Source organism: Streptomyces sp. SID486 (genome assembly GCF_009865385.1).
GTDB lineage: Bacteria > Actinomycetota > Actinomycetes > Streptomycetales > Streptomycetaceae > Streptomyces.
Window position 1 is genome coordinate 1 of the sequence record NZ_WWJT01000547.1, and the last position, 14,098, is coordinate 14,098.

12 protein-coding genes are annotated in these 14,098 nt (G+C 71.9%); 3 read left to right on the top strand and 9 right to left on the bottom strand.

Annotation, left to right across the window (positions count from 1 at the left end):
• Nucleotides 1-86 precede the first annotated feature (86 nt).
• From GT045_RS25070 to GT045_RS25080, 3 genes are all read right to left on the bottom strand, one after another.
• Entirely contained in the window at nucleotides 87-998 is a 912-nt protein-coding gene (locus tag GT045_RS25070; RefSeq protein ID WP_161334656.1) for an ABC transporter permease subunit, read from the bottom strand.
• 19 nt (nucleotides 999-1,017) lie between these two features.
• On the bottom strand, nucleotides 1,018-2,022 hold the full coding sequence (locus tag GT045_RS25075) for a sugar ABC transporter permease (protein WP_161288344.1): 1,005 nt from the start codon (nucleotides 2,020-2,022) through the stop codon (nucleotides 1,018-1,020).
• A 106-nt stretch (nucleotides 2,023-2,128) separates the two neighbouring features.
• Nucleotides 2,129-3,403 carry an extracellular solute-binding protein gene (locus GT045_RS25080; RefSeq protein ID WP_161288346.1) on the bottom strand — a complete coding sequence of 425 codons (1,275 nt, stop codon included), beginning with the start codon at nucleotides 3,401-3,403 and terminating at the stop codon, nucleotides 2,129-2,131.
• Between the two features lie 378 nt (nucleotides 3,404-3,781).
• Here GT045_RS25080 and GT045_RS25085 point away from each other — a divergent pair, with 378 nt between their 5' ends.
• Both GT045_RS25085 and GT045_RS25090 read left to right on the top strand, forming a co-directional pair.
• Nucleotides 3,782-4,816: a LacI family DNA-binding transcriptional regulator gene (locus tag GT045_RS25085; RefSeq protein WP_161288348.1), complete on the top strand. Its 1,035-nt coding sequence runs from the start codon at nucleotides 3,782-3,784 to the stop codon at nucleotides 4,814-4,816.
• Between the two features lie 68 nt (nucleotides 4,817-4,884).
• Entirely contained in the window at nucleotides 4,885-5,754 is an 870-nt protein-coding gene (locus GT045_RS25090) for a phosphatase PAP2 family protein (RefSeq protein WP_202515247.1), read from the top strand.
• Here the strand turns inward: GT045_RS25090 and GT045_RS25095 are convergent.
• The 6 genes from GT045_RS25095 to GT045_RS25120 form a co-directional block, all read right to left on the bottom strand.
• The gene (locus GT045_RS25095; protein ID WP_161288350.1) at nucleotides 5,742-8,735 is read right to left on the bottom strand and encodes a bifunctional [glutamine synthetase] adenylyltransferase/[glutamine synthetase]-adenylyl-L-tyrosine phosphorylase; all 2,994 of its coding nucleotides are present in this window, start codon (nucleotides 8,733-8,735) and stop codon (nucleotides 5,742-5,744) included. The two genes, GT045_RS25090 and GT045_RS25095, sit on opposite strands and share 13 nt — an antisense overlap.
• Before the next feature lie 217 nt (nucleotides 8,736-8,952).
• On the bottom strand, nucleotides 8,953-9,579 hold the full coding sequence (locus tag GT045_RS25100; protein WP_161335535.1) for a hypothetical protein: 627 nt from the start codon (nucleotides 9,577-9,579) through the stop codon (nucleotides 8,953-8,955).
• Nucleotides 9,576-10,877, bottom strand: coding sequence for a hypothetical protein (locus GT045_RS25105; protein ID WP_161335536.1), 1,302 nt, complete (start codon nucleotides 10,875-10,877; stop codon nucleotides 9,576-9,578). The genes GT045_RS25100 and GT045_RS25105 overlap by 4 nt, the downstream gene beginning before the upstream one ends.
• Entirely contained in the window at nucleotides 10,877-11,686 is an 810-nt protein-coding gene (locus GT045_RS25110) for an ATP-binding cassette domain-containing protein (protein ID WP_345942745.1), read from the bottom strand. Before GT045_RS25110 ends, GT045_RS25105 begins: the two co-directional genes overlap by 1 nt.
• An 18-nt stretch (nucleotides 11,687-11,704) precedes the next feature.
• Nucleotides 11,705-12,088, bottom strand: a complete 384-nt coding sequence (locus GT045_RS25115) for a hypothetical protein (RefSeq protein ID WP_161290643.1) — start codon at nucleotides 12,086-12,088, stop codon at nucleotides 11,705-11,707.
• 175 nt (nucleotides 12,089-12,263) lie between these two features.
• A complete protein-coding gene (locus GT045_RS25120; protein ID WP_161290645.1) occupies nucleotides 12,264-13,082 on the bottom strand; it encodes a DUF72 domain-containing protein in 819 nt (272 codons plus the stop codon).
• A 128-nt stretch (nucleotides 13,083-13,210) separates the two neighbouring features.
• On the opposite strand from GT045_RS25120, the gene GT045_RS25125 reads away from it, so the two are divergent.
• Nucleotides 13,211-14,098 carry an alkaline phosphatase family protein gene (locus GT045_RS25125; protein WP_161335537.1) on the top strand — a complete coding sequence of 296 codons (888 nt, stop codon included), beginning with the start codon at nucleotides 13,211-13,213 and terminating at the stop codon, nucleotides 14,096-14,098.

Here is a 14,098-nt window from a genome sequence, read left to right on the forward strand (position 1 = left end):
GGGCCGCGGCGGCAGCGGGGTCGGATGGCCGGCGCGGCCCGCCCACCCGCGCGACGGGCGCGCGGGAGTCCTGCTCCGGCGGGCGGTCAGCCTTTGGTGCCGCCGGCGGTGAGGCCGGTGACGAGGTTCTTCTGCACGAGGTAGAAGAACACCGTCACGGGTATCGCGATCAGCACCGCGGTGGCGGCCATGTAGTTCCACTGGGCGTCGTGCTCGCTGACGAAGGTCTGCAGGCCGACGGCGAAGGTGTACTTGGAGTCGTCCAGCAGGAAGGTGGTCGCGAAGGCGACCTCGCCGACGGCGGTGATGAAGTTGTAGAAAGCGGCCACGGCCAGGCCCGGCCGGGCCAGCGGCAGGATGAGCCGGAAGAAGGTGCCGAAGGGGCTGAGGCCGTCCACGCGTCCGGCCTCGTCGATCTCGAAGGGGATGGTGTCGAAGTACCCCTTGAGCAGCCAGGCGCTGTACGGCACGGCGGTGGAGCAGTTGATGATGATCAGCGACCAGTAGGTGTCGATGAGGCCGAGGTCGCTGAAGATCTCGTACATCGGCACGATCAGGATGGCGATCGGGAACGCCTGCGTGAGCAGCAGGACCCACATCAGCTGCTTGTAGCCGGGGAAGCGCATGCGGGAGACCGCGTAACCGGTGGTGGCGGCGACGAAGACACCGATGAGGGTGGTCCCGAGGGCCACGATCATCGTCGATCTGAACCAGTCGAAGAACCCGGTGTGCTGCAGCACGTAGCTGTAGTTGGCGAAGGTCGCCTTGCCCGCGATGCCGCTCGGGTGGAGGTAGTCCTCCTTGTCGGGGCCGAGGGACAGGTAGCACAGCCAGGCCACCGGGGCCAGGGCGACGAGGCCGGCCAGGACGAGGCCGCCGTGCAGCAGGGCGGTGCCGAGCGGGCCGCGCTCGCCGCGCCGGCGCACGCGGCGCCGGGGAGCGGTGCCCGGGCCGGGGGCCGGTGCGGTGTCGGTCTTGTCCAGGGTCGTGGTGCTCATGGCGGCGGCTCCTGCGGCGTCAGACGGCGAGCTGGTCATTGCGCTTCAGCCAGCGGAAGTAGAAGGAGGTGAAGACGGCCAGGATCGACAGCAGCAGCACGCCGTACGCGGCGGACTGGGCGAAGTCCCGTGGCTGCTGGCCGAAGCCCAGCGCGTAGGCCCAGGTGACGAGGATCTGGGTGTCCGGGGCGGAGTTCTTGCCGAACAGCAGGAAGATGATGACGAACTGGTTGAAGGTCCAGATGACGCCGAGCAGCACGACGGTGGAGCTGACCGAGCGCAGTCCGGGCAGGGTGACGTGCCGGAAGCGCTGCCAGGCGCTCGCGCCGTCCATCTCCGCCGCCTCGTACAGCGAGGAGTCGATGGACTGCAGCCCGCCGAGCAGCGAGAGCATCATGAACGGCACACCGCACCAGGTGTTGACCATGACCGCGGCGAAGCGCTGCCAGAAGGTGTCCTCCAGCCACTCGGGCTGCGGCAGGTGGAGCGCGCCGAGGACCTGGTTGAACACGCCGGAGTCGGCGAGCATGATCCGCCAGGAGAACACGGTGACGAAGGTCGGCACGGCCCAGGGCAGGACGAGCAGCAGCCGGTAGACGGTACGCCCGCGCAGCTTCTGGTTCAGCATGAGCGCGAGGCCGAGGCCGATGGAGTAGTGCAGGGCCACGCAGGCGACCGTCCAGACGACCGTCCACAGGAAGTGCGACCAGAACCGGTCGTAGGCCGTCGGGCCGAACAGGATGTCCTGGTAGTTGTCGAGGCCGATGAACTTGTAGGTGGCGTCGATGTGGTTGACGCCGATCGTGCGCGCCGAGTTGAGGCTGTTGGCGTCGGTGAGGGTGAGGTAGAAGCCCCGCGCCAGCGGGTAGCCCACGAGGACGCCGAGCACGACGACCACGGGGGCGATCATCGCGTAGGCGTACCAGTACTTCTGGAAGCCGTTCCTGATGCGCTGCCCCGGCCCGGGCCGAGGCGCGCGGTCACCGCGGCGCTTGCCGGTCGCGCGGTCGATGGCGACTGTCATGGTTCGACACCTTCAATGGTTCAAGGGGTTGGGCCGGGCACGGGGCGGTGGCCGCCGGATCCTTCCCCCCCGGGTCCCACCGGGAGGATCCGACGGCCACCCGGGCTCACTTGCTGAAGTCGGGCACGAGCCTGGTCATGGCCAGCTCGGCGTTGCTCAGGCCCTTGTCCAGCGACTCCTTGCCGCTGGCGACCTTGGGCAGCTCGGTGTCCAGCGGGCCCCACAGGGAGCTGTACTCGGCCAGCGCCGGGCGGGGCCGGGCGGCGGACAGGACACCCTGGTAGCCGGCGATGCCGGGGTCGGCCTTGACCTTCGCGGTGTAGGCGTCGGAGCGGGTGGGCAGGGTGGAGTTCTTCAGGGCGATGGTCTCCTGGGACTGCGCCGAGGTCATGAACTTCACGAACTTCAGGGCCGCTTCCTGGTGGGCCTGGTCGGAGCCGGCGTAGACCGAGAGGTTGTGGCCGCCGGTGGGGGCGCCCGCCTTGCCGGTGGAGCCGGCCGGCACGGTGGCGATGCCGAGGTTGTTCCTGTCCTTGAAGGCGCTGCCCTTGTAGAAGTTCGTGATCTCCCAGGGGCCCTGGAGGATCGCGGCGACCTTGCCGTTGACGAACGCGTCCTGGATGTGGGCGTAGGCGTCGGCGGTGGCGTCGGCCTTGTGCAGGCCCTTGCCGGAGAACAGGCTCAGCCAGGTGCCGTACGCCTTCTTCGCGGCGGCCGAGTCGACGGTGATCTTCTTGGCGCCGACGTCGACGGTGTCGGTGCCCTCGCCGTGCAGGAAGGACTGCGCGTAGTACGCCTGGGTGGAGCCCCAGTAGCCGTCGACCCCGGCCTTGGCCTTGACCTTGGCGGCGTCGGCCCTCAGTTCGTCCCAGGTCTTGGGCGCCTCGGTGATGCCGGCCTTCTTGAACAGGGCCTTGTTGTAGACGAGGGCGAGGGTGTCGGTGACCAGCGGGACGCCGTAGGTCTTGCCCTCGTACTGGGCCTGCTTGATCAGGTTCGGCTCGAACGCGGCCTGGTCGGCGAGGGCCTCGGTGCCGTCCAGGGGCAGGAAGAAGCCCTTCTTGGCGAAGGCCGGGGTCCAGCCGACCTCGGAGCGCAGCACGTCCGGTGCGCCCTTGGCGCCGGCCGCGGTGTCGAACTTGTTCTGCGCCTGGTCGAAGGGGACGTCGACGTACTTGACCTTGATGTCCTTGTTGGCGGCCTCGAACCGCTGGACCAGGGCCTTGTACGTCGGCGCCTCATTGGTGGCGTTGGAGGTGTCCCACCAGGTGATGGTGACCGGGCCGTCCGACTTCCCGCTGTCGCTGTCGCTCCCGCCGCACGCCGTCGCCGTCAGGGCGAGGGACGCCACCAGCGCGGAGGCCGCTATGCCACGCCGCATGAGTTCTCCTAGAGGGTTGAGCCCGAGTGGTACAGAGGGCGGTCCCGCCCGCTCCCTGCGACTTGCCGACTGCGCCGTTGCCGCGGCCGGGCGACTGGGAACGTAACAGCGATGTAAGCATCGCGAAAGACCTTGCAGAAAAAAAGTGCAAGAGGACACGATGGTTACCCGGCCGTGACCGGCCGTCGACCGCCGCGCAACCCTTTGATGCCGGGGCTGAGCGGCGAGGACGACACTTGTGCAAGACTCTGCAAGCTCTTGCCAGCATGAAACCGAGGGAGCGCGATGACGCAGCAACCCACGGCAGGCCGCGCGCCCGCCCGTGCCCGGCGACCGGCCGGTGTGCAAGGCGAGATACGACCGGTACAGTCCAGTGGCGTGACCACACGGCTAGCCGATATCGCTGCGCAGGCGGGGGTGAGCGAAGCGACGGTCAGCCGGGTCCTCAACGGGAAGCCGGGCGTCGCCGCCACCACCCGCCAGTTGGTGCTCGCCGCACTGGACGTGCTGGGCTACGAGCGCCCGGTACGGCTGCGCCAGCGCAGCGAGGGGCTGGTCGGGCTGATCACGCCGGAGCTGGAGAACCCCATATTCCCCGCCCTGGCCCAGGTCATCGGCCAGGCGCTGACCCGCCAGGGCTACACACCGGTCCTCGCCACGCAGACCCCGGGCGGGTCGACCGAGGACGAGCTGACCGAGATGCTGGTGGACCGCGGGGTCGCCGGGATCATCTACGTCTCCGGACTGCACGCCGACACCACCGCCGACATGCAGCGCTACGAGCGGCTGCGGGCGCAGGGGGTGCCGTTCGTGCTGGTGGACGGGTTCTCGCCCAAGGTGCAGGCGCCGTTCATCTCCCCCGACGACCGGGCGGCGATGACGCTCGCGGTGACGCATCTGGCCTCTCTGGGACACACCCGGATCGGGCTGGCGCTCGGCCCCCGGCGGTTCGTGCCCGTACAGCGCAAGATCGAGGGTTTCGTCCGGGCGGTGCAGGACCAGCTGGGGCTCGCCGCGGACACCGTGGAGACCGAGCTGGTCCAGCACTCCCTGTACACGCTGGAGGGCGGCCAGGCCGCGGCGACCGCGCTGATCGAGCGCGACTGCACCGCGGTGGTCTGCGCCAGCGACATGATGGCGCTGGGTGCGATACGGGCGGCCCGGCAGCGGGGCCTGGAGGTGCCCCGGGACGTCTCGGTGGTCGGGTTCGACGACTCCCCGCTCATCGCCTTCACCGACCCGCCGCTGACCACCGTCCGCAAGCCGGTCCCGGCGATGGGGCAGGCGGCGGTGCGCACGCTGCTGGAGGAGATCGGCGGGACTCCGGCGCCGCACAGTGAATTCGTCTTCATGCCGGAACTCGTGGTGCGCGGCTCCACCGCTTCGGCCCCGAACGTCCTCCGTACGTCGTAGAAGGTGCGCCGCGGACCCAACCTTGGGATGATCGGCCGAAGAAACCTTTTCTGGCAGACTCTGTGCCTATGAGTGACTCGACCGTGACAGATCCGGAAGGTCGCGAGGAGGTGGCCGTTCCGCGAGCCGTCACGGGCGAGGGCAGAGGAGGTCCGCTGAGCCGGCTGCGGCGCCCGGGCCGGCCCCGGCTGTGGTTCGAGATCCTTCTGATCGCGGTGAGTTACTGGACGTACTCACTGATCCGCAACGCCGTCCCGGAACAGCGGGCCGCGGCGCTGCGCAACGCGGACTGGATCCGGCGCGTCGAGCACGCGCTGGGCATCGGGGTCGAACAGTCGATCAACCACGCCGTGAACTCGGTCAATTGGCTCATCGTAGGGATGAACTACTACTACGCCACCCTGCACTTCGTCATCACGCTCGGTGTGCTGGTGTGGCTGTACCGGTGGCATCCCGGCCGCTACGCGGCGACCCGGCTGGTGCTGTTCGCGACCACGGGTGTGGCCCTGCTCGGCTACTACCTCTTCCCGCTCGCCCCGCCCCGCCTGACGGGCGGCGGGGACTTCGTGGACACGGTGACGGTCCACCACACCTGGGGCTCGATGGCCTCGGGCGACCTCAAGCACATGTCGAACCAGTACGCGGCGATGCCGTCGATGCACATCGGCTGGTCGCTGTGGTGCGGACTGACGATCTTCGCGCTGGCGACGGTGCCGTGGGTGCGGGTGCTGGGGCTGCTGTACCCGGCGGCCACCCTCCTGGTGATCGTCGCCACGGCCAACCACTTCTGGCTCGACGCGGTGGGCGGAGTGCTCTGCCTCGCCTTCGGCTTCGCGCCGGCCCGGGCGTGGTACGGCAGCCACCCCTACGCGCTGCCCCGGCTGGTCCCGGCGCCCGTGCGCCGGGGGGCGCGCCGCCCGGACGCTCAGTCCGCGTAGAACAGCTCGTCCACCACCGTCCGGGCCCTGCGGGTGGTACGGCGGTAGGCGTCCAGCATGTCCCCGGCGTGCCCGGCGCCGTAGCCCAGGTAGCGGCCGACGGCGGCCAGCTCGCGCGGCTCGGTGGGGAAGGTGTCCCCCGCCCGGCCCCGCACCAGCATGACGGCGTTGCGCACCCGGGTGGCCAGCACCCACGCCTCGTCCAGGGTCTCCGTGTCCTCGGCGGACAGCAGCCCCGCCTCGCGGGCGGCGGCCAGCGCCCGGCGGGTACGGGTGGTGCGCAGCCCGCTGACGTGGTGGCCGTGCCGCAGCTGGAGCAGCTGCACGGTCCACTCGACGTCGGACAGCCCGCCGGGGCCGAGCTTGGTGTGCAGCTTGGGGTCGGCGCCGCGGGGCAGCCGCTCGGACTCCATCCGGGCCTTCAGCCGGCGGATCTCGCGGACCGAATCGTCCGGGAGTCCGGCGGCCGGATACCGCAGGGGGTCGATCAGCTCGACGAAGCGCCGGCCCAGGTCCTCGTCGCCGGCGACCTGCTCGGCCCGCAGCAGCGCCTGGGACTCCCAGACCAGGGACCAGCGCCGGTAGTACGCCTCGTACGACTTCAGCGTGCGCACCAGCGGACCCGACTTGCCCTCCGGGCGCAGGCCGGCGTCGATGAGCAGCGGCGGGTCGGCGCTGGGCAGCTGGAGCAGGCGGCGCATCTCCGCGACGACCTTGTTGGCGGCGGCGGACGCCTCGTGCTCGTCCACGCCGTCTTGGGGTTCGTGCACGAAGAGGACGTCGGCGTCGGAGCCGTAGCCCAGCTCGTGCCCGCCGAAGCGGCCCATCCCGATGATCGCGAACCGGGTCGGCAGGGTGTCGCCCCAGCCGTCCCGGACTACCGCGCGCAGGGTGCCGGCGAGGGTGGCCTTGGTCAGGTCGGAGACGGCCGCGCCGACCCGGTCCACCAGGGCGCCCTGGTCGGCCTCCGCGGGGTTGGTCTCGGTGCCGTAGGAACCGACGATGTCGGCGGCGGCGGTGCGGAACAGCTCGCGGCGGCGGACACCGCGGGCCGCGGTGACGCCCTGCGCGGCGTTCTCCGCCCGGCCCACGGCCGCCACGATCTCCTGCTCCAGGGCGGTGCGCGGGCGCGGTGCGAGACCGCCGCCGTCGCCGTCGCCCAGCAGGGCCACCGCCTCGGGGGCGCGCATCAGCAGGTCCGGGGCGAGGCGGCCCGCCGACAGGACGCGGGCCAGGTTCTCCGCCGCCGCGCCCTCGTCGCGCAGCAGGCGCAGGTACCAGGGGGTCTTGCCGAGCGCGTCGGAGACCTTGCGGAAGTTCAGCAGGCCGGCGTCCGGGTCGGCGGAGTCGGCGAACCAGCCGAGGAGGACCGGCAGGAGGGTGCGCTGGATGGCCGCCTTGCGGGTCACGCCGGAGGCCAGGGCCTCCAGGTGGCGCAGGGCGGCGGCGGGATCGGTGTAGCCGAGCGCCACCAGGCGGGTCCGGGCCGCCTCGGGACTGAGCCGGGTCTCGCCCGGGGCGAGTTGGGCCACGGCGTCGAGGAGCGGGCGGTAGAAGAGCTTCTCGTGCAGCCGGCGTACGACGCCCGCGTGCCGCCGCCATTCGCGGTTCAGGCCGTCCACGGGGTCGGTGCGCAGGCCCAGCGAGCGGCCGAGGCGGCGCTGCTCCGCCTCCGCCTCGGGGACGAGGTGGGTGCGGCGCAGCCGGAACAGCTGGATGCGGTGTTCCAGGGAGCGCAGGAAGCGGTACGCCTCGGCCAGCCGGGCGGCGTCCTCGCGGCCGACGTAGCCGCCGGCGGCGAGGGCCCGGAGGGCGTCCAGGGTGCTGCCGCTGCGCAGGGCGGCGTCGGTGCGGCCGTGCACCAGCTGCAGCAGCTGGACGGCGAACTCGACGTCGCGCAGGCCGCCGGGGCCGAGTTTGAGTTCGCGGTCGATCTCGGCCGGGGGGATGTTCTCCACCACGCGGCGGCGCATCTTCTGGACGTCGGCCACGAAGTTCTCGCGGTCGGCCGCCTGCCAGACGAGGGGTTCGAGCGCGTCGATGTACGCCCGGCCCAGGTCCGCGTCGCCGGCCACCGGGCGGGCCTTGAGGAGGGCCTGGAACTCCCAGGTCTTGGCCCAGCGTTGGTAGTAGGCGAGGTGGCTGCTGAGGGTGCGGACGAGGGGGCCGTTGCGGCCCTCGGGCCGGAGGTTGGCGTCCACCGGCCAGATGGAGCCCTCGACGGTCGTCTCCGAGCAGATCCGCATCAGGTGCGAGGCCAGTTTCGTCGCGGACCGGAGGGCCTCGGGTTCGGGGGTGCCCTCGGCCGGTTCCGCCACGAAGATCACGTCGACGTCGGAGACGTAGTTCAGCTCGTGGCCGCCGCACTTGCCCATCGCGATCACCGCGAGCCGGCAGGCGGCGGCGTCCTCGGGGGCGGCGCGGCCGGCGAGTGCCAGGGCCGCGCGGAGGGTGGCGGTGGCCAGGTCGGCGAGTTCCGCGGCGGTCTCGGCGACGTCCGTGGTGCCGCAGACGTCGCGGGCGGCGATGGAGAGCAGGCAGCGGCGGTAGGCGACGCGGAGGGAGACCGGGTCGGTGGCCTCGGCGAGGCCGCGTTCGAACTCCGTGACGCCCGGGTGCAGGTCGTGCGGCTCGTACGTGACCAGGGCCTGCCAGTCGCTGGGGTGCCGGACCAGGTGGTCGGCGAGGGCGGTGGAGGCGCCGAGGATGCCGAGGAGGCGGTCGCGCAGGGGCTTGGCCGCGATGAGGGTGTCCAGTAGTTCGCGATGGGCGGTGGGGCCGTCCTGGGCCTCCAGCAGGCGGGCCAGGCCGTGCAGCGCGAGGTCGGGGTCGGCGGTGGCGCCGAGGGCTTCCAGGAGGACCGGGTCGTCGCGGACGGGGCCCAGCTCGGGGCCGTCCAGGAGGCGCTCGGCGGCGGAGGGGTCGGTGAAGCCGTGTCGCAGCAGACGGGTGAAGGTACTGCTCCTGCGCCCCGGCGTCATGTCCGTGGCCTCCCCTTCGGGTGCTCGGGTGTCCTGGCCAGAGCCTAACCGGCAGGGGCCGGTGTGGCGTCGTCCGCGGGGGCGCCGTGGCTTGTCCCGGGCACGGCGGCCACGGTGGGTGCGCCGCGGCTTGTCCCGGGCACGGCGGCCACGGTGGGTGCGCCGCGGGTCGCCGTGCCCGCGCACGGCGCCGTGCCGCGGTGCGCGGGCCGGCGTCTCAGTTCCGTTCCGCCCGTTCCGTCTGGCGTGGCCGGCCGGTCGCGGCCAGGCACGCGCCGGTCAGCCAGAGTGCCGCGGCCAGGGTCATGGCCGAGGTGCTCGTGGCCGGGTGCAGGGACCACGCCCAGGTTTCGGGCGTGTTGTCGCTGCCGACGCCCAGGAGCAGCGTGGGGCCGAAGACGCCGAGGGGCAGCAGCCAGGCGAGGCCGCTGCCGAACAGGCGGGCGCTGATCATGGCGAGGCCGAGATAGCCGACGACGTTGCGGGCGGCCGAGGCGGTCACCTCCGCCGTGGCGCCGGCGAGCAGGGGAAGCGCGCTCAGGCCCAGGGCCAGGGCCAGCAGCGCCACCAGGTACACGGCCCGGTGGCGGCGCATCGGCTGGGCGGACGTCGCCTCCAGGTCGGCCATGGGTGAGAAGAGGGTGGTGGCGAGGATCACCGCGTGGGCGAGCGGTACCACCTCGGCCACCGGGACGCTGAAGTCGACCAGGTACCGGAACTCGGGGAGCGCCACGCGCTGTCCGGCGAACGCGGTGGCCGCCAGGGCGACGAGCAGGGCCGGTCCGGCGGCCCGGGGCAGGCCCCGGCAGCGCAGGAAGGCGAGGGCGGGGTGCACGGGGGTCACCGCGGCAGCCGCGGTACGGGTTCGCAGGCACGGATCCGCTCGGCCGCCTGCCCGATCCAGGCGTCCTGCACGGCGCGCGGGGCGCCGGTGACACGGCCGAGCGCGCGGCCGAACTTCTCGCCGAAGTACTCGCCGGGCGCACCGGCGCGGCTGCGCACGACGGCCTCGAAGAGGAAGGTGTCGGGGTAGCCGCCGGTCTCCGGGAGCATGTGGGGTCCGCAGTCCGGGGACGCGGGCTGGGGCAGGGCCGCGGCGAACATGGCGTCCGTCAGGTCGGCCTCGCTCTCGGCGGGTGACATCACGGGCAGCTCGGCGGTGTCGCCCGCCGGCCGGTCGAGGCCGCTGGCGTAGAAGCTCCGGTTGAGGCCGGTCAGCGAGCCGAGCCGCGAGTCCACGGTCCGTGCGGCGGCCCGTGCCTGGGGCAGCAGATGGCGGTCCTCGGGCCACAGGCACACCTTGGTGCCTCCGCTGCCGGCGCAGAGCGGGTGCGCGGGCTGTGCCTTGCGGACCGCCCAGTACGAGTCGGGTGCGGGGGTGCGGAACGCCACGAGGGTGCCGCCGGCGACCACGGCGACGAGGGCGAGCGCGCCCAGGGCCGCGGGGCGGGGGGCGAGGGTCGCCCGGCGCCGCAGGGCGGGCAGCGCGGGCAGCAGCAGGCCGAGGGCCAGGCACCAGGCGACCGCGACGAGCATGCGGGTGGTGTTCGGCGCGAACTCCGAGCTCCAGAACTCGTCGATGGCCGGGAAGAGCTTGTCGAGGGCGGTGCCGGGCACGAACGCGACGAGGACGAAGAGGCCGTACCAGAAGATGCCCGCGAAGGGTGCGATCACCCGGGACGGGAGCGCCGAGCCGACGGCGGCGCCGAAGGCGGTCTGCAGGCCCGTCATGCTCGCGCCGAGCAGCAGCGGTGTCCAGGCGGGTTCGGTGACGTCGCTGACCGCCGCGGTGCGCGTGAACGCGACGACGACGAACAGCACGTAGGCGAGCAGGGTCCACAGCCAGGCGGCGAGCCACAGCAGGAGCGCCTGGGACCATCCGTTCCTGGCGGCGGTGTCGGCCCAGGGGCGGGTGCGGTGGCGGAAGGCGCGGCCGGCTCCCCAGGCGGCGGCCGAACTCATCACCGAGCCCATGACGATCACCGAGAAGAGCTGGACCTGGAGACTGGTCTGGGTCCACCAGCCGATCCAGTCGCTGTCGCCGGGGCTCTCGGAGGTGAAGTAGTAGACGCCGACGGCTCCCATGAGGGCGGCGGCCCATTTGGCCTCCCCGCGGCGCATCTCGGTCAGCAGGACGCGCATCAGATCGCCGCCGCTTCCGTGCCGGCCAGGTGCAGGTAACCGGCTTCGACGGCCGCGCCGTCGACGTTCGGCTCGCCGGCGCCGGAGTCCCCGCGGGCCGGCAGGGCGCACAGGTCGGCGACCGTGCCGGTGAAGCGGACCGTGCCCTCCAGCAGGACCGCGACCCGGTCGCACACGTGGGCGACGTCCTCGGCCAGGTGGGTGCTCATCACGACGGCGCACCGGTCGCCGAGTTCCTTGATCAGACCCCGGAAGCCGACGCGCTGGGCCGGGTCGAGTCCGACCGTGGGTTCGTCGAGGAGGACCAGGGAGGGTTCGTTCACCATGGCCTGGGCGATGCCGACGCGGCGCAGCATGCCGCCGGACAGCGCGCCCATCCTGCGGCCGGCGTGCTGCTCCATCTGCACCAGGCGCAGGGCCTCGGCGGCTCGTCGCCGTCGCTGGGCGGCCGGGACCTTGCGCAGCCAGGCCGCGTACTCGGTGAACTCCTGGACGGTGAAGCGTGGGTAGAACCCGAAGGACTGCGGGAGCACGCCGATGCGCCGCCTGAGCCGCTGTACGCGGGCCCGTCCCGACGCCTGTTCGCCCAGCAGGGTGACGGTGCCGGACCTGGGGGTGCGTGCCGTGCTCAGCAGCGACAGCAGGGTGCTCTTCCCCGCTCCGTTGGGTCCGAGCAGACCGGTGACCCCCGGGGGGAAGGTGAGGGAGACATCGTCGAGGGCGATCGTCGTTCCGTACCGCACGGTGACGCCCGCGACCGCCGCGACCGGCTGGGAGCCGGCCGCGGCGGTGCTGTGGTGAGTGGTCACGTGGTTCCTGAGTCCGGGTCAGTTTTCGGCGCTGGCGTAACCATAGGCCCGGCTGCCGGGGATGCCGGCCCAGCTGACCTTGGTGTAGTACTTGCCACCGGTGCTCGTGCCCTTGTACGAACCGCAGCCGTATCCCTGCTTGTAGCTGCGGGACGTGCTGGCGATCTGCGGGTCGGGGCGCAGGCTCTTGTCCTGGTAGATGTACACACTGAAGGTCCTGGTGTCGTTCACCGGGACGTCACCGCACGGCTTGGCGTGGCCGCTGCCGCTGCCCTTCCAGCGGTCGCCGTCCTCCGCGCTGCCGGCGGTGGCGATCGAGAACGGCAGCCTGCTGGTGTTGATCTCGGCCGCGACCGCGCTCACCGCGGGCACCGCCATCGTGATGGCGGCCAGCGTCCCCACGACCGCGAGTTTACGCTTCCTCGTCAGGCTCTTACGCATGAATCCCCCTGAGAACAGGCTTACTTGGTCGATCGCCAACCTACGGCGAAGAGGGCGCGGGGCGCTCGTCAATTAGTTCGACTATGTCGATGATCACCCTTGTTGCGAAGGGGTTGCACATGCGTACGCCGTGGGACTATGCCAGCAGCCCCCGCATCGACTCCGCCGCCCTGACGGCCGCGTCCGCACAGCAGTTGTTGAAAAGGAGGTGGACCTCCTTGGTCTGCTCGGACAGCGCCCGGACGCGGGGCAGCCACTCGGCGAGTTCCCGCTCGGTGTAGGTGTGCCGGAAGCGCTCCTCCTTGGTGCCCGTCAGCCAGTGCGGGCTGCGGCCGTGGAAGCGGACCAGGGCCAGGTGGGGGGTGGTGACGGGGGGCTGCCCCAGGCCCTCGCGGGTGTCCGTGGCCACGGCCGTGGCGTCCAGGTCCCGGAGGAAGGACGCCGTACGGCCGCTCTCCCACCAGGCCGGGTTGCGGAACTCCACGGCGAACGGCCAGTCGTGGGCGCGTTCCCGGGCGGCGCGGACGAAGGACTCGGCCTGCGGGCCGGGCGTGAGGGAGGGCGGGTACTGGAAGAGCAGGGTGCCCAGGCGGCCGGCGTCGCGCAGCGGGGCCAGTGCCCGGGCGTAGCGGGTCCAGACCTCGGCACGCAGGGCCTCGTCCCGGGGGTGGCCGCGGAGGTCCGCGGGGAGCGCGGCCGGGCGGGTGGGGTGACCGGTGAGGAGGGAGAACGCCTTGACGTCGAAGCGGAAGCCGGGGGGTGTGCGTTCCGCCCAGAGGGCGGTGGTGCGGCTGTCCGGCAGGGCGTAGTACGGGGAGTCGGCTTCCGCCAGCGGGAACCGGGTCGCGTAGTGGCGCAGGCGTTTCTCGGCGTCCCGGTGGCCGGGTGGGTACCAGCCGCTGCGCAGCAGCGCCGGGTCGGTCCAGCCGCAGGTGCCGATGAGGATGTCCGCCATGGGGGCGCAGGTACCCGCCGTTCATCCGGTCTTCACCTGTGAGGTTGGCCGGCTTGGGCGCAGGGAATATTGGCGTGTGCATGCTCTGTCCGCACCGCCAGCCGTCCATCCATGTCCCGGAGGTTGATGTGTCCGGCAGTTCCGTGTATCGCCGTGCCCGTACCGTCGTGGCGGCCGCGGCGGCCCTCGCCGCGGCCGCGGCCGGTCTGTGGACCGGGCTCGGCCAGCAGTCCGCGCACGCCGCGGGCGCCGTCCCCAGCCCGGACCACGTGGTCGTCGTGGTCTTCGAGAACCACGCGTACAGCCAGGTCATCGGATCCTCCAGCGCGCCGTACATCAACTCGCTGAAGGCGGGAGGCGCCAACCTGACCCAGTCGTACGCCGAGACGCACCCGAGCCAGCCCAACTACTTCGCGCTGTTCTCCGGTTCGACGCAGGGCGTCACCGACGACAGCTGCTACACCCCGGGCTTCTCCTCGGCGCCCAACCTCGCCTCGGAGCTGATCGCCGCGGGCCGCAGCTGGGCCAGCTACAACGAGACCCTGCCCAGCCAGGGATCCACGGCCTGCACCAGCGGCAAGTACGCCCGCAAGCACAACCCCTGGTTCGGGTTCAGCAACGTACCGACGTCGAGCGCCAGGACCTTCGCCCAGTTCCCGGCGGACTACTCGACGCTGCCGGAGGTGTCGTTCGTCGTGCCGAACCTGTGCAGCGACATGCACGACTGCTCGGTGTCCTCCGGCGACACCTGGCTGAAGAACAGCCTGGGCGCCTACGCGACCTGGGCCAAGACCCACAACAGCCTGCTCGTCGTCACCTTCGACGAGGACAACCGGCTGAGCGGGAACAAGATCCCCACCGTCCTCTACGGCCAGCCCGTCACCGCCGGGTCCAGCTCCTCGGCCACGTACAACCACTACGACCTGCTGCGCACCCTGGAGGACACCCAGGGCCTGACCACGCACGCGGGCAACGCGGCCTCCGCCAAGGACATCACCGGCATCTGGGCGTCCTGA

What these genes read in the sequence shown, in the direction of transcription:
- GT045_RS25075 (WP_161288344.1), bottom strand. Translation starts at nt 2,022, where the DNA reads ATGACAGTCGCCATCGACCGCGCGACCGGCAAGCGCCGCGGTGACCGC.
- GT045_RS25105 (WP_161335536.1), bottom strand. Translation starts at nt 10,877, where the DNA reads ATGCGCGTCCTGCTGACCGAGATGCGCCGCGGGGAGGCCAAATGGGCC.
- GT045_RS25120 (WP_161290645.1), bottom strand. Translation starts at nt 13,082, where the DNA reads ATGGCGGACATCCTCATCGGCACCTGCGGCTGGACCGACCCGGCGCTG.
- GT045_RS25095 (WP_161288350.1), bottom strand. Translation starts at nt 8,735, where the DNA reads ATGACGCCGGGGCGCAGGAGCAGTACCTTCACCCGTCTGCTGCGACAC.
- GT045_RS25080 (WP_161288346.1), bottom strand. Translation starts at nt 3,403, where the DNA reads ATGCGGCGTGGCATAGCGGCCTCCGCGCTGGTGGCGTCCCTCGCCCTG.
- GT045_RS25070 (WP_161334656.1), bottom strand. Translation starts at nt 998, where the DNA reads ATGAGCACCACGACCCTGGACAAGACCGACACCGCACCGGCCCCCGGC.
- GT045_RS25090 (WP_202515247.1), top strand. Translation starts at nt 4,885, where the DNA reads ATGAGTGACTCGACCGTGACAGATCCGGAAGGTCGCGAGGAGGTGGCC.